This is a genomic window from Phocaeicola fibrisolvens, from assembly GCF_025567125.1.
GTDB lineage: Bacteria > Bacteroidota > Bacteroidia > Bacteroidales > Bacteroidaceae > Phocaeicola > Phocaeicola fibrisolvens.
Window position 1 is genome coordinate 1 of the sequence record NZ_JAOQJI010000018.1, and the last position, 21,768, is coordinate 21,768.

Genomic DNA, 21,768 nt, shown 5'->3' on the forward strand with positions numbered 1-21,768 from the left:
CCAAAAGGCATGGACATAGGAAAAACATAAATCATACTCTATGAAAAATGGCAAAACGATGATTATATAACGAAAAAGAGGATGCATCATTTTGAAGTGACCCCAAAAATTATCCCGTAATAGAAAGAGGCTGTCTCAAAATACTTTGAGATGGCCTTTTTTTGTGTCCGCAAAAAAAATCGGGCAAGTCCTAACTTCGCTAAGCCAGAACTTGCCCGTTTCCCTAATTTTTTGTATCTTAGGGAATCAAGTTTAGATATCCCAAAGATAATGTTTAAAAGTTACACATCCAACGATAATCTGCTTTTACCTCCATGTTTAGGCGATTTTATTCCCCAGAACGATCCGGTCCGGGTTGTTCACCGTATCATTGAACAGATAAACCTTGAAGAACTTTACCGCAGGTATTCTCCTAAAGGCTGTTCTGCATACCATCCACGTATGATGCTTCAGATTCTTGTCTATGCTTATTTGCGTAACATCTATTCCAGCCGTCGCATCGAAGATTTCTGTCGCAATGACATACGCTTCATGTGGCTTACCGGCAATGTGACTCCTGACCATAATACCATCAACCGTTTTCGCAGTAGTCGTCTGAAGGATGTACTGAAGACCGTTTTCGCTACTATTGTAAAGTTCCTCGTGGTAGAAGGTTTTGTAAGTCTTGATGTAGCCTGTACCGACGGAACTAAAATGGAGGCTAACGCCAACCGTTATACATTTGTATGGGGCAAGTCCATACATACCCGCATATCCAGAATAGCTGAACAACTGGAGGAGATATGGCAGTACGCCGAGTCTGTCACCAAGCAGGAACTGCGTGATTCAGCTCCGGTCACATACCAGGATATCACCCCGGAGAAAGTGGAAAAGGCACTCGGGCAGATAGATGATGCCCTGAATGGAGTGGGCGCGGACAGAAAAATGAAAGCGAAGGTTAGGCGTGTAAGGAAGTCTTGGCCTGAACAGCTCAGGAAATATGAATCACAGGGAAAGATACTTGACGGACGCAACAGCTACTCAAAGACAGACAACGATGCAACTTTCATGCGCATGAAAGAGGACCATATGAAGAACGGACAACTAAAACCTGGATATAACTCCCAAATCAGTACCAATAAACAATTCATTCTGAACTATACTCTCCATCAGTGTGTGGGAGATACCTCCACCTATCCTCTGCATATGGATGATTTCCATTCCCTTTACGGCAGATACCCTGACGTATCTGTCTGTGATGCAGGATACGGGGAAGTGAAGAGAACTATCTGTATGCTTTCAGACATGGCATTGAAACTTTCATTAAGTACAATTATTTTCATAAGGAACAGAAAAGGAACTTCAGAAACGACCCGTTTCTGTCTGCCAACTTTTATTATAATGAGGAAAATGATGGTATGTACTGTCCTATGGGGCAGAGAATGGAAAGACTCTCCGATGTAAGGCGGGTAACAGACAACGGTTTTGTGCAGACAATATCAAGATACAGGGCACGCAACTGCAAGGGTTGCCCGTTAAGATGCCGGTGCCATAAAAGTAGCTCGGAAAGGATTGTACAGGTAAATCACCGTCTGAGAAAAATCAAGGAAAGAGAACGTGAAAAACTACTTTCTGATGAAGGTCTGAAATATCGCAGTCAGCGACCACAGGATGTAGAAGCTGTATTTGGAAACCTCAAGAACAACAAACACTTCAAGAGGTTCCATCTTCGTGGACTTAAGAAGGTTGAAATTGAGTTTGGCCTGCTGGCAATAGCACATAATCTTGCTAAAGTAGCCTCTTAGGAGGCTTATGGTAACAAAAAAACAGTTTGAGAAGGTGAAATCTTCAAAAGTAAGCTTATAAATTAATCTTTAAAGAAAAATCCAAAGGACTTCAATACGGAATGAAACAACAGAGGCTATCTCAAGTTCATTTTGAGACAGCCTCTTTCCATTTAACCGGGCTTTGATTCTTTTATTGTTATAATATTCAATATATTTATCCAAAGCCTTTATAAAGGCTTCAGGAGATTCAAAATTCTCGGTATACAGTAATTCAGACTTCATAATTCCAAAGAAATTTTCTGCCATAGCATTGTCAAGGCAGTTACCCTTACGAGACATGCTTTGTACTATATGATGTTCTTCAAGACGTTTACGGTAGCCGTAGTGTTGGTATTGCCATCCTTGATCAGAATGGAGTATAAGTCCGTCAAGACTGTCAAACCTTGTGAACGCTTTATCCAACATATCGTATATCTGTTCCATATCCGGTTTTCGGGAGATGTTGTATGATATGATCTCACCGTTGAACATATCCAATATCGGGGAAAGATAAAGTTTGACAGAACCGATTTTTATCTGTGTTACATCTGTCGCCCATTTGCGGTTGGGGGCTTCTGCCGTAAAATCCCTGTCTATTATGTTCGGGGCTATCTTGCCAACCTCACCTTTGTATGAGCGGTATCGTACCATGCGTATTTTGCTTTTAAGCCCTAAGTCACCCATAAGCCTCTGGATGGTCTTATGGTTTAGCATAAAGCCACGGTTATGCATCTCCGCTGTTACACGCCGATACCCATATCGTCCCTTATGCTCATGAAAAATTAGTTTGATTGATTCCTTTTCATTGGAATACTTATCAATCGTTTTAAGGCGTTTCAGATGATAATAGAACACAGAACGAGCCATCTTTCTTAACTTCAATAACAAGTCAAGAGGATAATCCAACCTTAGTTCGTCGATGGTTCGCGCCCATTCAGAAGTGCTTGGGCCTTCTTTGCCTCGACTAAGGCCTTCGCTTTTTTTAGCAGCGCGTTCTCTGCCCTCAGGCGGAGATTTTCAGCCTGAAGCCTCTCAAGTTCCGTTTGCGGTTCTTTCTTCTTTGGACGTCCATAGGTTCTTTTAATGCTCTTCCTTGGCGTTTGCACGGCGCAAGAGCTTCGTAACCATACTTGCGTACTGTACTGACCCAGCGTTGTAGAGCCGTCTTACCAATTCTGTATTCTATTCTTACATGGGATAAAGGTACACCTTTTTCCAATATTAAACGTACTACTTCTTCCTTTAATTTAACCGTAGGACGACAATGTGGTTGTTGCTCTAGTCCAGAACGACCATATTTGTCCCACATTCTCACCCATGCCAATATCTGAGTCTTATTGATATGATACTCCTTTGACAAATTAGCTATTAACTCTCCTTGTTTTACCCGGCTAACGATAATAAGCCTTTGTTCGTAACTGTACTTCATAAAAAACACCCCAAAAGTTTTGTGTCTAACTTTTGGGGTGCAGTACATTTTGACACACCCTCTTTTTATTTTAAGAGTTCCGATAATTCGTTTAAACTTTTTCCTTCGTAGTCACAGATGGCCTGTTTGTAGGCCAGAGGAATTTCTACGGGTTCTTTGGTTAGGATGTCGTAGCCTACCAATACGGTGCGGCACTGGCATTTCAATACGCCACTGGCTTTGTTGAAGGCCCGTTGTAGCATGGTGAAACTTTTATGCCCTAGATGGATGACGGTAGTTTCGATGATAAGGTCGTCGGAAAAGAAGACGGGAGCCAGAAAATCCGCATTGATATTGACCACTACCACATTGAATTTTTTGCATTCATCTTGTCCAAAGACATCACGGAAATAGGAGGTCTTTGCAAAGTCGTACAAGGAGAAATAAACCGAGTTGTTCATGTGACCGTACTGGTCAACATCGCTGAAACGGATTTGTACGGGGACTTCGTGTTTGAATTTGATTTCTGCGTTCATAGTAATGTTTTTAAGTTTTTCTCAAATGTACATCTTTTTTTCATAAATCTGCTATCAATGGTGGAATATTTCTTACTTTTGTCCGTCATAATGAATTGTGGATAAAAAATATAACATAAGATGAAACAGAAATTCAGCAAAGAGACACTTTGTGTGCAGGCAGGATGGACTCCGAAGAAAGGAGAACCCCGTGTATTGCCTATTTACCAGAGCACTACCTTCAAGTATGATACCAGTGAGCAGATGGCTCGCCTTTTCGATTTGGAAGACAGTGGTTATTTTTATACTCGTTTGCAGAACCCGACCAACGATGCGGTGGCTTCGAAGATTGCAGCCCTCGAAGGGGGGGTAGGCGCCATGCTGACTTCTTCCGGTCAGGCTGCCAATTTCTATGCCGTATTCAACATCTGTGAGGCGGGCGACCATTTTGTTTGTTCGTCTACTATCTACGGCGGTACTTTCAATCTGTTTGCCGTGACCATGAAGAAACTGGGCATTGAATGTACTTTCATCGATGCCGATGCACCCGAGGAAGAGATTGACAAGGCTTTCCGTCCGAACACCAAGTGTTTGTTCGGTGAAACCATTTCCAATCCGAGCATCAATGTGCTGGACATTGAGAAGTTTACCCGTATCGCTCACAAACACGGGGTACCTTTGATTGTGGACAACACGTTTGCCACTCCGATTAACTGCCGTCCGTTTGAATGGGGAGCCGATATCGTGACTCATTCTACGACAAAATACATGGACGGACATGCCACTTGTGTGGGAGGAGCCGTGGTAGACAGTGGTAACTTCGACTGGGAAGCACATGCCGATAAGTTCCCGGGACTGACGCAGCCGGATGAGTCCTATCATGGACTGACTTATACGAAGGCATTCGGAAAAATGGCTTATATGACCAAGGCTACTGCCCAGCTGATGCGTGACTTGGGTTCTATCCAGTCACCGGAAAATGCCTTCCTGTTGAACCTGGGGTTGGAGACTTTGCACTTGCGTATGCCGCGTCACTGTGAGAATGCACAAAAAGTGGCAGAGTGGCTGGAAGCTAACCCGAAGGTGAAATGGGTACACTATTGCGGCTTGAAGAGCAACAAGTATTATGAACTGGCACAGAAATACATGCCGAACGGTTCTTGTGGTGTGATTGCTTTTGGACTCCATGGCACACGTGAAGACGCCATTAAGTTCATGGACCATCTGAAACTGGCTTGCATCGTGACACACGTGGCCGATGCCCGTACCTGCGTCTTGCATCCGGCGAGTCATACACACCGTCAGCTGACAGATGAACAGCTGATTGAAGCGGGAGTAGCTCCCGACTTGATTCGTCTTTCTGTCGGTATTGAAAATGTGAACGACATCATTGCCGACCTGGAACAGGCGATGGAACAGATTTAATCGATATCAATCGGAAGAAATAAAAAAGGAGGGCATTTTGAATGTCCTCCTTTTTTGTGCATATACGGGCGATTATCTGTAAGATTTCTGGTAAATCTGAAGCACCTCTTCGTCGGTCATCGGATGCGGATCGAGGGTGAAGAGTGAGCCCATGGTGTCGCGGGCGTTCTGTACCATTTTGGGGAAGTCCTCCGGTTTTACGCCCCAGTCGCTCAGTTTCAACTGATATACGTTACATTCCTTTTGCATGCGGACGAGTGCATCGATGAAGTCGCTGGGTCGGTTGCTCTTCTGCTGAGTCATGATTTCGGCCATCTTCATGTAACGTTTCATGCTGTCGTTGCGGAACGTCTCAAAGTAGGCCTCACTGATGGCAATCAGTCCGGCTCCGTGCGGCAGTTCCGGATAGAAGGCACTCATGGCATGTTCCATGGAGTGTTCGGAAATACAGCAGGAAGTGGATTCTACCAAGCCAGCCAAGGTACTGGCCCAGGCCACTTTGGCACGTGCTTTCAGGTTACGTCCGTCTTTCACGGCTACCGGCAGGTATTTATACAGCAAGCGGATGGCTTCGAGGGCATACAGGTCGCTGATAGGAGTGGCACAGTTGGCCAGGAAACCTTCTGCTGCATGGAAGAAGGCATCAAATCCCTGGTAGGCGGTGAGATGAGGCGGAATGGAAACCATCAGTTCAGGGTCGATTATGGAAAGAGCCGGGAAGGTCAGCGGACTGCCGAAGCCGATTTTTTCCTTCACTTCCTCGTTGGTGATGACGCTCCACGGGTCGGCTTCCGTGCCGGTACCGGCTGTGGTCGGGATGGCAACTACTGGCAGAGCTTTGGTGACGGGACGTCCTTTTCCGGTACCTGCCGGAATGTAATCCCAGTAATCGCCTTCGTTGCAAGCCATGATGGCAATGGCCTTGGCAGAGTCGATGCTGCTGCCTCCTCCTAAGCCGACAACGAAGTCACATTTTTCTGTGCGGCAGATGGAAGCGGCTTCCATCACGTGTGCCTTTATCGGGTTGGGCAGAATCTTGTCGAATACGACCGATTCCGTGTTGTTTTCTTGTAACAGTTCGATAACCTTGTTTAGGTAGCCGTATTTCTTCATGGAAGTACCACAGGAGATGACAATCAGGGCTTTTTTACCTGGTAGTTTTTCTGTCGCTAACTTTCTTAACTCGCCACATCCGAACAAAATCTTGGTCGGAATGTATAGACTGAATACAGGATTTGCGTTCATAATATAACCGTTTAAAGTTCGTTTACCCAAAAATACGAAAATAAAAGCAGAATGGATGAGGAGGTGTGTTAAAAATCGCTTTTATATTATGAGGTAGGGGGTATAAAAAAAGGCTGCCTCATGGCAGCCTTTTATGAAAAGTACGCTTAAAGCGGATTATTCTTTGTCTTTGTGGTCCTTGTGGTTCTGCTGAGGACGACGTTCCCGTTTCGGGTGGTTCTCTGTCATACCTTCCGGTTTCGGAAGCAATGCTTTGTGTGACAGTTTGAACTTGCCTGTCTTCGGATCGATGTCCAACAGTTTCACTTCGATTTCGTCTCCTTCTTTCAAACCGGTTTCTTCGATGGTTTCAAAGCGCTTCCAGTCGATTTCAGAGATGTGCAGCAGACCGTCTTTTCCCGGGAGGAATTCAACGAAAGCACCGTAAGGCATGATAGAACGAACCTTACCAGTATATACTTCGCCTACTTCCGGAACTGCTACGATAGCTTTGATCATGCGCAATGCATCATCGATGCACTTCTTGTTGGTACCGGCGATTTCGATGCGGCCTACACCGTCTACTTCTTCAATCGTGATAGTAGCACCGGTTTCTTCCTGCATACCCTGGATAATCTTTCCGCCCGGACCGATTACCGCACCGATGAATTCTTTCGGAATGGTCATCGTTTCGATGCGTGGTGCATGCGGTTTCAGTTCAGGACGCGGTTCAGCGATGCATTCAGTCAGTTTGCCAAGGATGTATTCACGTCCCTGTTTTGCCTGCAGCAAGGCTTTTTCCAGAATATCGTAAGTCAGTCCGTCGCACTTGATATCCATCTGTGTGGCAGTGATACCGTCGCGAGTACCTGTTACCTTGAAGTCCATATCACCCAGGTGGTCTTCGTCTCCCAGGATATCTGACAAGATAGCGTATTTATCTTCTCCGGCGTTCTTGATCAATCCCATCGCAATACCTGAAACCGGCTTATTGATAGGTACACCTGCATCCATCAAAGCCAGTGTTCCGGCACAAACCGTAGCCATAGAAGATGAACCGTTAGATTCCAGAATATCAGAAACCACACGTACGCAGTAAGGATAGTCAGCAGGAATCTGTCCTTTCAATGCGCGCCATGCCAGATGACCGTGACCGATTTCACGACGGCCTACACCACGCTGTGCCTTTGCTTCTCCTGTAGAGAACGGTGGGAAGTTGTAGTGCAACAGGAAGCGTTCCTTGTGCTGGTCGAGTACATCGTCTACAATCTTTTCGTCCATCTTGGTACCCAGTGTGACTGTACTCAAAGATTGAGTTTCACCACGGGTGAAGATAGCTGATCCGTGAGGACCCGGCAGCGGGCTGGTTTCACACCAGATAGGACGGATGTCGGTAGTGGCACGACCATCCAGACGTTTGCCTTCATCAAGGATGCAACGACGCATCGCTTCTTTTTCTACATCGTGGTAGTAACGGTCAATCATCGGACCCTTTTCTTCCAGTTCTTCTTCAGTGAACTGAGCCTTGAATTCGTCGCAGATAGCAGTGAAAGCATCTTCTCTTTCGTGCTTGTTCTTGTTGCCGGATTCTGCGATGGCGTATGCTTTTGCGTAGCAGGCATCATGTACGGCCTTACGCAGGTCTTCGTCGTTTTCTTCGTGGCAGTATTCACGTTTTACGGTCTTGCCGACTTCTTCCATCAGTTCCATCTGCGCCTTGCAGTGAACCTTGATAGCTTCATGAGCGAACTTCATGGCTTCCAGCAAGTCCTGTTCAGAAACTTCTTTCATTTCACCTTCTACCATCATGATGTTTTCATAAGTAGCGGCTACCATGATGTCCATATCGGCACGTTTCAAAGCTTCGAAAGTCGGGTCGATGACAAACTGTCCGTCGATACGGGCTACACGTACTTCTGAAATCGGACCTCCGAACGGAATGTCAGAAACAGCCAGTGCGGCAGAAGCGGCCAGACCGGCCAGTGCGTCCGGCATATCCACGCCGTCGGCAGAATAAAGTATGATATTTACGTAAACTTCAGCATGATAGTTGTCCGGGAACAGAGGACGCAACGCGCGGTCTACCAGACGGCAAGTGAGGATTTCGTAATCTGAAGCCTTTCCTTCACGTTTGGTAAAGCCACCCGGGAAACGTCCGAATGCGGAATATTTTTCTCTGTACTCTACCTGGAGAGGCATAAAATCTGTACCGGGAACTGCATCTTTTGCTGCACAAACAGTAGCCAGCAACATGGTGTTACCCATGCGTAGCATAACAGCACCATCTGCCTGTTTTGCCAGCTTTCCCGTTTCGAGTGTGATGGTTCTTCCATCATTCAGCTCGATCGTCTTAACAATAGGATTGATCATAAAAATTGATTTAATATTATTTCATCTAAAAAAGCGTACAAAGATAGTGTTTTATTGTGGATAAAAGCAGGTATTTAGCTAAAAGTTTCAGGGTGAAGTGCTTTTTATCCAATTATTTGTGACAAAAACTTCTAATTTCAGGGGTTTGATATTGGATTTATCTTTTAAAAACTTTGTGGCATCGTGAAAAGCCGTATCTTTGCACCTTGAATTTACATTTGAGTGTGAGATAAAAAAGAAAATAATCAGGTATGAAAAAAAATACTTATCTGTTTGTAGCATTGTTGTCGGCGGGGTTGGTGGCCTGCAACAATGAACCTTCTTTCAAGGTAGAAGGAACCGTGGCCGGTGCGGCTGATAAAATGTTGTATCTGGAACAAACTGGTCTGGAAGGAATTGTGGCGCTTGATTCTGTCAAACTGGGTGACGGTGGGTCGTTCCATTTTTCCGAGGCTCGGCCGGATGCGCCGGATTTCTATCGGCTTCGTTTGGGTAACCAGGTAATTAATTTTGTGGTCGATTCTACGGAAACGGTAAAGGTGAATGCAGATGCCAATGGATTTGCTACAGCCTATCAGGTGGAAGGTTCGGAAAACAACCAGAAGATTAAGGAACTGGTTTTACTGCAGGCAGATTTGCAGGATAAGGTAAACAAGCTGGGACGTTCCGGACTGCCGGCAGGCATCGCACAGGATAGTTTGGTATCATTGGTCAATGCCTATAAGAATAATGTAAAGCGTAATTATATTTTTGCAGAACCCAATAAAGCGTATGCCTATTTTGCCCTGTTTCAGGAACTGAACGGGTATATGATATTCGATCCGCTGACCAACAAGGAAGATGTGAAATGCTTTGCGGCAGTGGCTACCAGTCTGAATAATATGTATCCTCATGCTGACCGTTCCCGTAACCTTTACAATATGGTCATCAAGGGGATGAAGAATACCCGCACACCTCAGGTGCAGAATGTCGATATTCCTGTGGATAAGATTAAGGAGACTTCTATCATCGATATTGAATTGAAGGATTTGAAAGGGAAAATCCATCATCTGACCGACTTGAAGGGAAAAGTGGTGCTGGTGGATTTCACAGCGTATGCTTCCGCCGTTTCGGGAGCCCGCAATCTGGCATTGCGCGAACTGTATGATAAATACGCTTCACAAGGGTTGGAGATTTATCAGATTTCCCTGGATGCGGACGAACATTTCTGGAAAACTGCGGCCGACAACCTGCCGTGGATTTGTGTGCGTGACCCGCAAAGTACCTATTCCACTTACTTAAGTCTGTATGGAGTGACGCAGTTGCCGACAGCTTTCTTGGTAAACCGCAACAACGAGCTGACCTTGCGTATTGATGAGAAGACCAATATGGAAGAAGCCATCAAGAAATTGTTGTAACATGTTGAAAAGCATGCATTGATAAACTTGACTGGTATCATAAAAAGATTTATCTTTGCCCCCAAGATATAAGACTCTGTGCAAGAGAGGCTGTATCAAAATAAAAATTGAATTGTCAGATTGTCATTCTGAACAAAGTGAAGAATCCGTTTGTTTATCTATTCATCTGGGGTTCGCTCTTCGTTCAGAATGACTTTACTTTTGTGATAGGCGGTTTTTATTTTGGACAGCCCTTTACTTTTATCGAAACAAATCAATTAATAACGAAAATATTTAAGGAGAAAAATTATGGCTTACATGTCAGAAGAAGGCTATCAGAAGCTGGTGGCCGAATTGAAACACCTGGAATCAGTGGAGCGCCCGAAGATTGTCGCTGCCATTGCGGAGGCTCGTGACAAGGGTGACTTGTCGGAAAATGCAGAATACGATGCGGCAAAAGAAGCTCAAGGTATGCTGGAGATGAAGATCAACCAGTTGAAGGCAACCATCGGCGATGCCAAGATTATTGATACATCCAAATTGAAAACCGATACGGTACAGATTTTGAGCCGTGTGGAATTGAAGAACGTGAAGACCGGCATGAAGATGGCTTATACCATCGTATCCGAAAGCGAAGCCAATCTGAAGCAAGGCAAGATTTCCGTCAATACGCCGATTGCACAGGGTTTGCTGGGCAAGAAAGTGGGCGAAGTGGCAGAAATCACTATCCCGCAGGGAAAAATCTCATTGGAGATTACAGGTATATCATTTTAATTTGTAAGGCAGGTCTGCTCCGGCGGGCTTGCCTTATTTAATATTCTATCAATATGGCAACAATATTCAGTAAAATCATTGCAGGTGAGATTCCCAGCTACAAGGTGGCTGAGAATGACAAGTTTTATGCTTTCTTGGATATCAATCCGCTGGTAAAAGGACATACGCTGGTAGTGCCCAAACGGGAAGTGGATTACATTTACGACCTGAGTGATGACGAACTGGCTCAGATGCATGTGTTTGCCAAACATGTGGCACTGGCCATTCAGAAGGCTTTCCCGTGCAAGAAGGTGGGTGAAGCGGTCATCGGCCTGGAAGTTCCCCATGCACACATTCATTTGATTCCTATCCAGAAGGAATCGGATATGCTGTTCTCCAATCCCAAGCTGCAACTTTCTCAAGAAGAGTTTACCGCAATAGCCAAAGCCATCAACGAAGCTTGGAAAGCTGAAAGCAAATAATTTTCTTCTAAAAAAATACCTTAAATATAAAGTATTCTTCGTATTTTTCAGGTGTGGTTTCCAGAAAACTGAGATTTCTGGAAGCCGCACCTGATTTTTTTATCGAAATACTGTGTGCCTATGTTTTACAAACGAATTGCTCCCTTTATCCTTTTCTTGTGTTTTGTGCTGAAAGTGTTTGCCGTTGAATACCAGATAAAAGGAACCGTGATTGACAAATCCACTCGCCAACCGCTGGAGTTTGTGAACGTGCTGGTGGTGGGGTTGGGCATCGGCGCTTCGACCGACAGCAATGGAAACTTTACCATTACGCAGGTGCCTCCGGGCATCTATCGCCTGCAGGCCTCGTTTCTGGGGTATAAAACGGCACTGACTCCCGAATACCGTGTGAACCATGTCACTCCCTATGTGCAGATTGAGCTGGAGGAAGAAAACACCTCCCTGAATGAAGTGGTGGTCACTGCTTCTCCATTTCAGAAAGTGGTGGAGAGTCCGGTCAGCCTGCGGGTCATTGGTTTGCAGGAGATAGAGAAGGCTCCGGGTGCCAACCGCGACATCTCAAAGGTGGTGCAGAATTATCCGGGAGTGGCTTTTTCTCCCATCGGTTACCGTAACGATTTGATTGTGCGAGGCGGTGGGCCTTCGGAAAACCGTTTCTATCTGGATGGAGTGGAAATTCCGAACATCAATCATTTCAGTACCCAGGGAGCTTCCGGCGGGCCGGTCGGACTGATTGATGCCGACCTGATTCGTAGTGTGAAGTTTTACAGCGGGGCCTTCCCGGCCGACAGGGGCAATGCCCTGAGCAGTGTGTTGGATTTCAGTCTGCGCGATGGCGACATGGAGCGGAACTCCCTGAAAGCCACTTTGGGCGCTTCGGAAGTTTCTTTGAGTTCCAACGGGCACTTGGGCAAAAAGACCTCCTATCTGGTGTCGGTCCGCCAGTCCTACTTGCAGGCTCTGTTCAAGGTGTTGGGACTGCCTTTCTTGCCTGCGTATACTGATGCTTCCTTCAAACTGAAAACTCGTTTCGACAGTCACAATGAACTGACTTTGCTCGGACTGGGAGGTCTTGACCGCATGAAACTGAACTTGGGTATTGAAGGAGAAGATGCCGAATACATGCTCAGTTACCTTCCCAAGATAGAGCAGGAAACCTATACCGTAGGCGGGGTGTACCGGCATTATACCCCTATACACGTGCAGACCATCGTGCTGAGTCAGAGCTATCTGAACAACCGGAACATTAAATACCGTAACAACGATGAAAGCAGTGAGGACAATCTGACGCTGCATCTGGGTTCCGTGGAACAGGAAACCAAATTGCGAATGGAGAACACTTCCTCGTGGAGTGTGTGGAAGGTAAAAGCTGGTTTTGACCTGAACTATTCCCGCTACAAAAGCGATGAATACCGGAAGATATTTGCCGATGCGCTTCGGGAATACAATTACCACACCGACCTCTCCCTTTGGCGGTGGGGACTGTTTGCTTCCATCGATTATGCGGCTCCCGACAAAAGTTTCACTGCTTCCATTGGCGTGCGTACCGATGGCAACAATTACAGCGACAAGATGAAAGAACTGTGGCGCCAGCTTTCTCCCCGTCTGTCCGTGTCTTATCGTCTGGCCGAAGGGCTGTTTCTGAGCGGTCATGTGGGGCTGTACTACCAGCTGCCTTCTTATACCGCCTTGGGCTTCAAGGGAGAAGCCGGAGACTACGTGAACAAACACCTGGATTACATCTCCGTGTCGCAGGAGAGTGTGGGGCTGTCCTGGACCCCTAATGAGAACATGGAGTTCTCGGTGGAAGGTTTCTACAAACTCTATGGAAACATGCTGTTCTCTTTGTCCGACCAGATACCCTTGTCGTGCAAGGGAAATGACTACGGGACGATTGGCAACGAAGCCCTTTCTTCCGAAGCCAAGGGACGTTCCTACGGAGCAGAACTGATGTTCAAATGGTTGTTGACACAGAAACTGAACCTTTCTTCTTCGCTGACTATTTTCAAAAGTGAGTTCAAGGACGGCAAGCAAGGCAGTTATGTGCCTTCCGCCTGGGACAACCGTTTCATCCTGAACGTGAGCGGTACTTACAATTTCCCCAAGCACTGGAGCCTGGGTGCCAAAGTCAGCTGCATCGGAGGTTCTCCGTACACTCCCTATGATGAGGCAAAATCGTCTCTGGTGGAAGCTTGGGATGTGCAGGGACGGGCTTATTACGACTACAGCCGTTACAACCAGGAGCGTCTCCCCGTGTTCGGACAGTTGGATGTGCGGGTAGACAAAACCTTTTATTTGAAGAAATGCATGCTGGGCTTTTACCTCGACATCCAGAACATCACAGCCAGCAAGCTGCGTCGGCCGGATGCCCTGATGAGTACGGGGCAGATTGAAAACCCTTCCGCTCCGTTGGCTGAACAGCGTTACGTCATGAAATCCATCCGTCAGGAAAGTGGCACCCTGCTTCCCACACTGGGTATTACTTTTGAATATTGAGAATAAGACGACATAAGAAAACGGTCTGCTTCTTTCTTCGAGGAAAGCGGCAGACCGTTTTCATTATCTGAATGGACGGATTGCTTTTTGCGGGTTATGAGTATTGTTCTCCGAATTTCATTTCCGCATCGTTGACGAACTTCCGGATAGCGTTCTGGTCGTCCTTCTTGCAGATGAGCAAGGCGTTCCCCTGTTCGGCAATCAGGTAGTTTTCCAAGTCCTGCACAACGACCAGTTTGTCCTTCGGCGTCATGATGATATTTCCCTTGCAGTTGTACAACAACGTGTTGCTGTGTGTAGTCACATTTTGGTTCTCATCCTTCGGTGAGGCATCGTAGAGCGAGTTCCACGTGCCGATGTCCGCCCATCCGAAGTCACACAATAACACGTACACATTGTTCGCCTTTTCCATGATGCTGTAGTCGATGGAACTGTTCGGACATGTACTAAACTTTGGTATGTCACATTCCACTTGCGGACACACATCCGCCATCATTTCATGAAACGCTTTCAGGATGGTATTGACATGCCATACAAAGATGCCCGAGTTCCAGTAAAATTCATTGCTCTGTACGAACACTTCCGCAAATTCCCGCAGCGGTTTTTCGACGAACGTTTTGACTTTATAGAAGTCTTCTTCCTTATCTTCTTCAGAAATCTGGATGTAGCCGTAACCCGTTTCCGGATAGCTGGGTTTGATGCCCAATGTCAGAAGCTTGTCCGTGCGGGAAGCAAATTCCAGTGATTTCAGGATATCCCGTTTGAACTCATCCATTTTGAGAATCAGGTGGTCGGACGGGGCGACGACGATACTTGCGTCGGGGTTGATTTTCTGGATGACATACGAAGCGTATGCGATGGCAGGAGCCGTATTTCGGTGTTCTTCCTCTACGATGAGCTGCGATTCCTTGAAGTCGGGGAGCGAGTTCAGCACCAGTTCCCTGTAATGCTGGTTGGTAGTGATGAAAATATTCTCCGCAGGAAGTATTTGCTTGTATCTTTCGTAAGTCTGTTGCAAGAGCGTCTGCCCAGTTCCAAAGAAGTCGAGGAATTGTTTGGGTAAGGCTTTGCGGCTATATGGCCAGAACCGACGCCCGGTTCCTCCGGCCATGATGATGCAATAAAAATTCTTACTGTCCATGGTAGATGCTAGCGTTAAAGTTTGATGCTAAGATAAAGTTTATTTTGCAAGAAACGTCAGAAAAGGATTCTAAATAGTGTTAGAAAACTTTTTTTCGTTTTTTTCGGTGGGAATCCTTGCAATATCGGAAAAGATGTGTACCTTTGCACTCGCAATCGAAAATTATGCCCAGATGGCGGAATCGGTAGACGCGCTGGTCTCAAACACCAGTGGAGTAACATCCATCCCGGTTCGACCCCGGGTCTGGGTACCACAAGAAGCTAAGCAACTGAGAAATCAATGCTTAGCTTCTTTTATTTTATCGAAACTTTCCCTTCATTTTCCCCACAAGTACAAAAATACGGTAGTAAGTCATTGTTTTCTTTGGCTACGCAATACAAATATACTACCTTTGAAAAGATATAAATCCTATTAAATAAGAGTCCATGGAACAAGATGTTTGGCAAGAGATTGAACAGTTATACCAAAAGTTTCGGCAACTTGGTATCAGTGAAGCGGTGGACTATGAGAAGTACTACCTCTATTCTCTTATTGCCCATTCTACAGCGATTGAGGGTTCAACACTTACTGAAGCAGAGGCACAAATGCTTTTTGATGAGGGGCTGACTGCCAAAGGAAAGCCGCTGGTATATCACTTGATGAATGAGGACTTAAAGAAGGCATACGAACTAGCCAAAGAGGAGGCCAAGCGTAAAGAACCAATCACCTCGCCATTTTTGCAAAGATTGAATGCAACGCTGATGCGTACTACAGGCAGCATACACAATGTGATGGGGGGCTCCTTTGATTCTTCCAAAGGAGAATTTCGTTTGTGCGGTGTTACGGCTGGTGTGGGTGGCCGTTCTTATATGAGTTATCAGAAAGTTCCTGCCAAAGTAGATGAACTTTGCGCTTTATTACAGGAAAAGCAAAAGACAGTGGGAACATTCCAGGAACAATACGAACTAAGTTTCAATGCTCATCTTAACTTGGTGACTATTCATCCGTGGGTAGATGGTAACGGAAGAACTGCTCGCTTGCTGATGAATTATATTCAGTTCTGCTACAACCTATTTCCGACCAAGATATTCAAGGAAGACAGGGAAGAGTATATTTCTGCTTTACAGCAATCACAGGAAGAAGAAACAAATCAGCCTTTCTTGGGCTTTATGGCTGGTCAATTAAAGAAATCGCTCTCTTTGGAAATTGAGCGATTTAAGACCTCTCAAAAGAAAATTTTTAGTTTTATGTTTTAGTTGTGATCGTATTGTTTTTTAATATAAAAAGCTCCACCATTCAATAGCGAATCGTGGAACTTTTTAGGTCTAAGTCGTATTCTTATTAATATCCCGGATTTTGTGTCATTGACGGGTTAACAATTATTTCTTGTTGCGGTATTGGTAATAGCAGTCTGTATTCTTCAATTCCATATACCTCTTTTGCAAAATTGTTTCTTTTCATGAATGCGAAGTTTGTGTTGGTATAAAGCATCAACTGTAGTCTTGCATCTTTTATCTTCTCCAAAGTATTTTCACCTGTTACGCTAATATGTTTAGCTGTGATTACTTTTTGCAACTGTGATTCGGCTTCCAATGTCCTACCATTTTTATAAAGGCTTTCAGCATAAGACAAAACTACATCAGTATAAGTCATTATGGGAACTAATGGAGGGGTGCCAATCGAAATATTTCCACGTGATTGAGGTTCATTATGAGCTGCAAATATGGTTTCTTTGCTGCTTCCATTATTAAATAAATTCGTAATGGTTTCCTTGTTGTTATAATTGGAAGCATCCAGCTCATAGAAGCCATTGCTGATAACTTCTCCCAAGAGCTTTTCTGCTTGGTTGTATTCACCTTGATACATACAAATATTAGCAAGCAATATTCTTGCTACATCTTTTGACAAGAAGAAAAAATCATTGGCATCATTACTAAGCGATTCATTCTTTTTCTCTTCAAGATTATCTATGGCTTTTTCCAAATTGGCTTTTAAGTCCGAGAATATATCATGTATTGGAGTTCTGCTGATATTATATGCGTTATTTATATCAAGCACGTAATTTATATAAGGAACGTCTTTCCAAGCCACTGCCATATAGTAATAATGCATTGCGCTGAATACATTAAGATAGTCTTGATAAACACCGAGCTGTTCAGCTTCCTTTTCTTTAAATAGCATAATCATCCTATTGGCACTATAAAAATTACTCCAAATGTTTTTTACATTATCACAACTGGGGTAAACGTATTGACTTACCAAATCCGCTTCTTTATTATAGTGGTAGTATTGCTCAATAAGATTAAAATCAGAAAGTCCGCGAGCAATGGGTAATGCAAAGCCTGCGACAACCTGCTCTCCTGTCCGTCCTAATTTCGGTATTGAAGTGTTTCCATTTCCTTCTTGGATTACTTTTACTTCACCTACCACATTGCCAAGACAATCATATATGGTTACAGAAGTCGATTTATCCGCTCTTGAATTTAGTCGGGAAACTTTAATTGTCAACTTGTTTTCGTTAATGCTTTTTTCTATAGAAATACCATCATTTTCTATGTGTTCATAGATTTCATTGAAAACGTTATCTTCTGTAATGTTGTCTATTGGTCCGTCATCGTCTTTATCAACTAACGGCGTTAGATATACCGGAATGGGGGAAGATATGTTGATTGTATAGGTTCCTCCTTCATTGGGTACGTTAAGTTCCGATGTCTCCAATTTGACTTCTTGTCCATCTTGCAATGTTTCATTTCCTGCAAGTCCGTCATCATCCCAATCTATGAAGTGTCCTAATTCTTTTACTTCAATTTTTAATCCAAGGTCGTCATAGCGGTCTATGATATTTTCTCTTACAGAAGAAAGTTGATTGCTCAATGACTTTTTGTCTTCACTGATTTGTTGTAATGTGCTGCTTCCAAACTTTCCATTTTCGCCAAATTCCCTGCATAATTTTGCCAAATATTCTGTCAGGGCAGCTTCGCTTCTATCTACAAGTAGCAGAGAAGATATGGCAATCAAAGCAGCAGACTCATCTGTTCCTCCAGCAATGGAAAATGTGGACGCATCTTTTTCTGCATATTTTTGAAGTCCGAAAGCGGTAAACAATTCTTTTTGTGCTTGCTTATTGGCTTCTCCGAATTTTACCCCTTCCGCAATGAGTTTCTGTATTCTTTGATACTTCAAATGTGTAAGCAGGTTTACGTTTACTGTAGTTTCATCAGATAAATCTACCAAGGCACGAAGATTTAATGTGCCTGATGATAACTCACCTTCTACCTCGTTAAAGAAATAACCATTAGCCGTTAATTCCGCATAGGGTGCTTCAAACAACTTGGAGCCAAAAGAAAAATTGCCTAAATCGTCTTGAATGGTAGCTGAATACAAGCTTCCAAGTACTTGTAAATTTCCGTCCATCGGTTGAATGGTAATAGTAGAACCGCTGACAAATGGACCTTTTTCTACTTTGCCTAATACATTATACGTCTTAGGCTCGAAATCATTTCCCATGCCGCTGTCATCGCTACAAGATGAGAGTGAAAATGCGATTGCGGCAAATAAATGGATGCATTGCTTAATGTTCATATGAACTATGTTTATTGGTTAATTGTCATTCCTAACGCACGAAGCGTGAACCACAAATCGTTCACCTGTGTCGGAGGTCCTAGGAAAACCCATACAAACAGATATAACAATAGCAGCCCACGCTATAGCGTGAGAACCACTATGCCATCATCGTTTGTATGTCTTAAGAAATTTCCTAGGTTTCCGACACCACGACTAGCATAACGCTTCTTCTAATTCTAACATGTCTTGGAAAGAGTTTCCTCAATCCATTGGCAAAGATACACAATTTAATTGATAATCGGGAATATAGAGTCGCAAACTATCAAGTTACATCTTAATTCCTCTACTTTTCTTTTCTTCCTGTTGCGGCACTCTTGTTCCATATCTAAGCCTGTGCCATTGTTCCCTGAACCAGTCGGCAATCGGCTTTCTGTTTATTGTCAGGTTCAGTCTGCTTTCATCGTCAGGGTCATTTTCTACCCTTAAAATATCATCTTTTATATCAAAGTTCCGCCTATGCTGATCCGAATAGATTTTACCACTACATTTTAAGGCTTCTTTCTTGACCAAAAGACTTTCGGTCATTTCTTTAGAGAATCCCAGCATGGCACAGAACTTTTCCATGCGTAGCATTTCCCTGAACATCGGGAACCACCTGAAAGCCTTGTCTATGATTCTGGCAAGTCGTGACAGTTCCTTTTCCTTCATGTCAAGTTCCTGTCTGTGCATTTCCTTGAGATTATGGATTTGCGTATCATGCTGTTTCTGCATCTGCTATATCTGGCTCTGTAATTTTTCAATTTTGGTGTTCCGTTTTGAAACTTCGTCTTGCAGTTTTTCGTTGGCATGTTCCAGTTCTTTCAGTTTCCCGCTTCCGAAAAGAGAAACAACTCCGCTTGTTATGGCTGTCGCTGCCGTGGTGGCTGTCTTCTTTAGCTTGTCAGTGCGTATTTCTGATTTCACCTGTTTCAGTTCCTGCTCGGCAAGATTTATCTGTTCTTCTTTGTGCCGTTTGGCAGCATCCATGCGTTGCAGTTCGGCTTTCTGCTTCTCAATGATAAAATCGTTCCGTTCCAGATGCTCCTTACCCGTGACAGCCTTTGACTGACCACGTTCCATCAGTAGGATGTCGGATGCAAGGGTCTGCATCTGCATCATGTCATCGTCATTGAGCTTTCGGCTCTTTCCGGTTTCGTGGTTCATCCAGTCGAAAACGATATGGGCATGATAGTTCGGCTTGAGCCATCTGTCCCCGACCTGAAAACTTTCTGTCATAATATGTCCGCAAATCCGGACTGCCGAAGTCTGGATTTATCCACAGCTCGTTATCGGCGGAACGTTCAGGAACCACATAGATTTTGGACTCTCCGATGTGGCGTATGTACTCGGTAGCCCTCCTGTTGTGAGCCTAGTTCGATGCGATGATGCAGGACTTGATTTTTCAAAGAAGATTCCATACATTTGCAGAAATGGGCAGCGTGAAACCTGTTTTGTGGTAATGTTTCAAAAAGTAGTTTATGGATATATCTGATACTCATACTGAAGGTCTTGGCCAGTCTATGCTTCCGTTTGTCATGCGTGATTTGGTAGATATGGTAATGAAGAAAAAATCATTGCCATTTGAAGATGCCTTGTATTACATATATACAAGTAGTTTGTATAAATCTTTGCTCGATGAGCGTACAAAATTATGGTATTCAGGTACCTTGCTGTTATATGAAATGCTGGAAAAGGAGAAGGCCAAGCGGAAGAAAATGCAGAACAATGATACCCGAATCTTACTTTTCAAACTGTTTTGTTTGGAGAATTATAGAAAAGTGCAGCATTTAAGTGGAGAAGAAACTTTGTTACGTTTTTCCAATTATCAGGTTTTCGAGTTTCTGACTGACAATTTCGAGATGCTTCATACTCAAGACGTTGATTATATTATAGATACTATAACTACTTATATCAATAAAAAGAAATGAAACTATATCACAGTTCTACGGTTATTGTAAAGCACCCGAGTGTGCAGAAGGGACGTAAAGCTACGGATTTTGGGAAAGGATTCTATACGACGACCAATTTGGAACAGGCTCAAAAGTGGGCTCTATTGAAAAAGAATAGAGAACAGAGTGAGAAAGCTGTAGTTTCTGTATATGAAGTGCCTGACAATATTTTTGATAGAGAATTTTCTGTTCTCCGGTTTACAGGAGCCACGAAAGAATGGCTGGAATTTGTGGTCAATAACCGACGAGGGAAAGACGTGGAAAAATATGACCTGGTGATGGGCCCTGTAGCTAATGATCAGTTATATGCTACAATCCGGCTCTATGAACAAGGGGTGATTACAGCCGATGCTGCTATTGAGATGCTGAAAACCCATAAATTGTTCAACCAACTTTCTTTTCATACGGAGCGTGTCGCTTCATTGTTACAATTTGTGGAATCAATGGAAGCGTAACCTCTTGAAGTCTCTATTTTAGTTTGTAATCGTTGGATGAGGGGAAAACTTATCGGTTGTATTCTTTGGCTGTCTTTCATATAGGTACTTTGTATGTTTTTCACTTACAAATTTACGGTAATTCAATGAAGTGGCAAATTTCCCATACAAATACCTGTGAAGACATTTTTTTATACGTCTTCTTCATAAATCCTTTTCAGTGCCTCCGTCACTTGGGTTGTGGAAATCAGGCTGGTATTGAACGTGGCATGATAATTCCGTGAGTCACCCCATTGCCGGCCGGTGTAATGGAAATAGTGTTCTTTCCGGGACTTGTCCACTTGGGTAATCTTGCCTGGTGCCTGTGCGGCGGAAATGCCATATTCAGAAATGACGCGTTCCGTCTTGGACTTCATGTCGCCGAACAAGAAAATATGGAGGGTGTGCGGGCGGTCTTTCAGGATATAGTCGGCGCATCGTCCGACGATGACACACGGTTTCTCTGCTGCCAGACGGCGGATGACCCGGCTTTGTGCCACGAACAAGGCGTCGTCGTACGACAGACTCTTGTCCAGCGGAGCCTCATAGTCCTGCATGATCATCTGGTAGAGCAGGGCACTGGGCATCTTCTGTTCGTTCTGTGAAATGAATTCTTCACTGAAACCACTTTCCTTGGCTACGAGGGTAATCAGTTCCTTGTCGTAGAAGGTGATGCCTAGCTCTTTGGCCAGTGCTTTACCGATTTGATGACCGCCGCTGCCGTATTCGCGGGAAATGGTAATGACCGGCGGATAGTGTGCTGGTGCGG

15 protein-coding genes, 1 tRNA gene and 3 pseudogenes are annotated in these 21,768 nt (G+C 44.3%); 10 read left to right on the top strand and 9 right to left on the bottom strand.

Features of this window, described 5'->3' with window-relative positions; translation table 11 throughout:
• Positions 1 to 270 precede the first annotated feature (270 nt).
• Positions 271 to 1,784: pseudogene (locus OCV81_RS09125) on the top strand (IS1182 family transposase).
• A 69-nt stretch (positions 1,785 to 1,853) separates the two neighbouring features.
• On the opposite strand, the pseudogene OCV81_RS09130 reads toward OCV81_RS09125, so the two are convergent.
• The 3 genes and pseudogenes from OCV81_RS09130 to OCV81_RS09140 form a co-directional block, all read right to left on the bottom strand.
• Positions 1,854 to 2,732 (bottom strand): annotated as a pseudogene (locus OCV81_RS09130) (IS3 family transposase); the annotation flags it as partial.
• 76 nt (positions 2,733 to 2,808) lie between these two features.
• Positions 2,809 to 3,234, bottom strand: a complete 426-nt coding sequence (locus tag OCV81_RS09135) for a helix-turn-helix domain-containing protein (protein WP_262640297.1) — start codon at positions 3,232 to 3,234, stop codon at positions 2,809 to 2,811.
• Between the two features lie 65 nt (positions 3,235 to 3,299).
• Positions 3,300 to 3,749, bottom strand: coding sequence for an acyl-CoA thioesterase (locus OCV81_RS09140; RefSeq protein ID WP_148329753.1), 450 nt, complete (start codon positions 3,747 to 3,749; stop codon positions 3,300 to 3,302).
• Between the two features lie 120 nt (positions 3,750 to 3,869).
• Between OCV81_RS09140 and OCV81_RS09145 the strand changes: the two genes are divergently transcribed.
• Positions 3,870 to 5,153, top strand: a complete 1,284-nt coding sequence (locus OCV81_RS09145) for an O-acetylhomoserine aminocarboxypropyltransferase/cysteine synthase family protein (protein WP_148329754.1) — start codon at positions 3,870 to 3,872, stop codon at positions 5,151 to 5,153.
• Between the two features lie 72 nt (positions 5,154 to 5,225).
• Here OCV81_RS09145 and OCV81_RS09150 read toward each other — a convergent pair whose 3' ends face one another.
• Both OCV81_RS09150 and pnp read right to left on the bottom strand, forming a co-directional pair.
• Complete coding sequence (locus OCV81_RS09150; protein ID WP_148329755.1) at positions 5,226 to 6,398, bottom strand: iron-containing alcohol dehydrogenase; 1,173 nt, start codon at positions 6,396 to 6,398, stop codon at positions 5,226 to 5,228.
• Between the two features lie 156 nt (positions 6,399 to 6,554).
• Entirely contained in the window at positions 6,555 to 8,747 is a 2,193-nt protein-coding gene (pnp, locus tag OCV81_RS09155; protein ID WP_148329756.1) for a polyribonucleotide nucleotidyltransferase, read from the bottom strand.
• 251 nt (positions 8,748 to 8,998) lie between these two features.
• Between pnp and OCV81_RS09160 the strand changes: the two genes are divergently transcribed.
• From OCV81_RS09160 to OCV81_RS09175, 4 genes are all read left to right on the top strand, one after another.
• Entirely contained in the window at positions 8,999 to 10,144 is a 1,146-nt protein-coding gene (locus OCV81_RS09160) for a TlpA disulfide reductase family protein (RefSeq protein ID WP_148329757.1), read from the top strand.
• Positions 10,145 to 10,432: 288 nt separating this feature from the next.
• Positions 10,433 to 10,897 carry a transcription elongation factor GreA gene (gene greA / locus OCV81_RS09165; protein ID WP_022355129.1) on the top strand — a complete coding sequence of 155 codons (465 nt, stop codon included), beginning with the start codon at positions 10,433 to 10,435 and terminating at the stop codon, positions 10,895 to 10,897.
• Positions 10,898 to 10,950: 53 nt separating this feature from the next.
• Positions 10,951 to 11,358 carry an HIT family protein gene (locus OCV81_RS09170; RefSeq protein ID WP_022355128.1) on the top strand — a complete coding sequence of 136 codons (408 nt, stop codon included), beginning with the start codon at positions 10,951 to 10,953 and terminating at the stop codon, positions 11,356 to 11,358.
• Between the two features lie 120 nt (positions 11,359 to 11,478).
• Positions 11,479 to 13,854, top strand: a complete 2,376-nt coding sequence (locus tag OCV81_RS09175; protein WP_148329758.1) for a TonB-dependent receptor — start codon at positions 11,479 to 11,481, stop codon at positions 13,852 to 13,854.
• 94 nt (positions 13,855 to 13,948) lie between these two features.
• On the opposite strand, the gene OCV81_RS09180 is transcribed toward OCV81_RS09175, so the two are convergent.
• The gene (locus OCV81_RS09180; RefSeq protein ID WP_148329759.1) at positions 13,949 to 14,995 is read right to left on the bottom strand and encodes a mannose-1-phosphate guanylyltransferase; all 1,047 of its coding nucleotides are present in this window, start codon (positions 14,993 to 14,995) and stop codon (positions 13,949 to 13,951) included.
• Between the two features lie 166 nt (positions 14,996 to 15,161).
• Between OCV81_RS09180 and OCV81_RS09185 the strand changes: the two genes are divergently transcribed.
• Positions 15,162 to 15,248 (top strand) — tRNA-Leu (locus tag OCV81_RS09185).
• A 172-nt stretch (positions 15,249 to 15,420) separates the two neighbouring features.
• Positions 15,421 to 16,230, top strand: a complete 810-nt coding sequence (locus tag OCV81_RS09190) for a Fic family protein (protein WP_148329760.1) — start codon at positions 15,421 to 15,423, stop codon at positions 16,228 to 16,230.
• Positions 16,231 to 16,315: 85 nt separating this feature from the next.
• On the opposite strand, the gene OCV81_RS09195 is transcribed toward OCV81_RS09190, so the two are convergent.
• Positions 16,316 to 18,556, bottom strand: a complete 2,241-nt coding sequence (locus OCV81_RS09195) for a RagB/SusD family nutrient uptake outer membrane protein (protein ID WP_148329761.1) — start codon at positions 18,554 to 18,556, stop codon at positions 16,316 to 16,318.
• A 309-nt stretch (positions 18,557 to 18,865) separates the two neighbouring features.
• Positions 18,866 to 19,976, bottom strand: a pseudogene (locus OCV81_RS09200) (mobilization protein).
• 79 nt (positions 19,977 to 20,055) lie between these two features.
• Here OCV81_RS09200 and OCV81_RS09205 point away from each other — a divergent pair.
• Both OCV81_RS09205 and OCV81_RS09210 read left to right on the top strand, forming a co-directional pair.
• Positions 20,056 to 20,505: a DUF3791 domain-containing protein gene (locus tag OCV81_RS09205; protein WP_022355122.1), complete on the top strand. Its 450-nt coding sequence runs from the start codon at positions 20,056 to 20,058 to the stop codon at positions 20,503 to 20,505.
• Positions 20,502 to 20,981, top strand: coding sequence for a DUF3990 domain-containing protein (locus OCV81_RS09210; protein ID WP_148329762.1), 480 nt, complete (start codon positions 20,502 to 20,504; stop codon positions 20,979 to 20,981). The genes OCV81_RS09205 and OCV81_RS09210 overlap by 4 nt, the downstream gene beginning before the upstream one ends.
• 170 nt (positions 20,982 to 21,151) lie before the next feature.
• Here OCV81_RS09210 and OCV81_RS09215 read toward each other — a convergent pair.
• Positions 21,152 to 21,768: cytidylate kinase-like family protein (locus OCV81_RS09215; RefSeq protein WP_148329790.1), on the bottom strand; the 617-nt coding region annotated here is incomplete at its 5' end.

Excerpts from the sequence above, each read along its gene's own strand:
- OCV81_RS09170 (WP_022355128.1), top strand. The coding sequence starts at position 10,951 with ATGGCAACAATATTCAGTAAAATCATTGCAGGTGAGATTCCCAGCTAC.
- OCV81_RS09175 (WP_148329758.1), top strand. The coding sequence starts at position 11,479 with ATGTTTTACAAACGAATTGCTCCCTTTATCCTTTTCTTGTGTTTTGTG.
- OCV81_RS09210 (WP_148329762.1), top strand. The coding sequence starts at position 20,502 with ATGAAACTATATCACAGTTCTACGGTTATTGTAAAGCACCCGAGTGTG.
- OCV81_RS09150 (WP_148329755.1), bottom strand. The coding sequence starts at position 6,398 with ATGAACGCAAATCCTGTATTCAGTCTATACATTCCGACCAAGATTTTG.
- OCV81_RS09160 (WP_148329757.1), top strand. The coding sequence starts at position 8,999 with ATGAAAAAAAATACTTATCTGTTTGTAGCATTGTTGTCGGCGGGGTTG.
- greA (WP_022355129.1), top strand. The coding sequence starts at position 10,433 with ATGGCTTACATGTCAGAAGAAGGCTATCAGAAGCTGGTGGCCGAATTG.
- OCV81_RS09205 (WP_022355122.1), top strand. The coding sequence starts at position 20,056 with ATGGATATATCTGATACTCATACTGAAGGTCTTGGCCAGTCTATGCTT.
- OCV81_RS09195 (WP_148329761.1), bottom strand. The coding sequence starts at position 18,556 with ATGAACATTAAGCAATGCATCCATTTATTTGCCGCAATCGCATTTTCA.
- OCV81_RS09135 (WP_262640297.1), bottom strand. The coding sequence starts at position 3,234 with ATGAAGTACAGTTACGAACAAAGGCTTATTATCGTTAGCCGGGTAAAA.
- OCV81_RS09145 (WP_148329754.1), top strand. The coding sequence starts at position 3,870 with ATGAAACAGAAATTCAGCAAAGAGACACTTTGTGTGCAGGCAGGATGG.
- OCV81_RS09190 (WP_148329760.1), top strand. The coding sequence starts at position 15,421 with ATGGAACAAGATGTTTGGCAAGAGATTGAACAGTTATACCAAAAGTTT.
- OCV81_RS09180 (WP_148329759.1), bottom strand. The coding sequence starts at position 14,995 with ATGGACAGTAAGAATTTTTATTGCATCATCATGGCCGGAGGAACCGGG.
- pnp (WP_148329756.1), bottom strand. The coding sequence starts at position 8,747 with ATGATCAATCCTATTGTTAAGACGATCGAGCTGAATGATGGAAGAACC.
- OCV81_RS09140 (WP_148329753.1), bottom strand. The coding sequence starts at position 3,749 with ATGAACGCAGAAATCAAATTCAAACACGAAGTCCCCGTACAAATCCGT.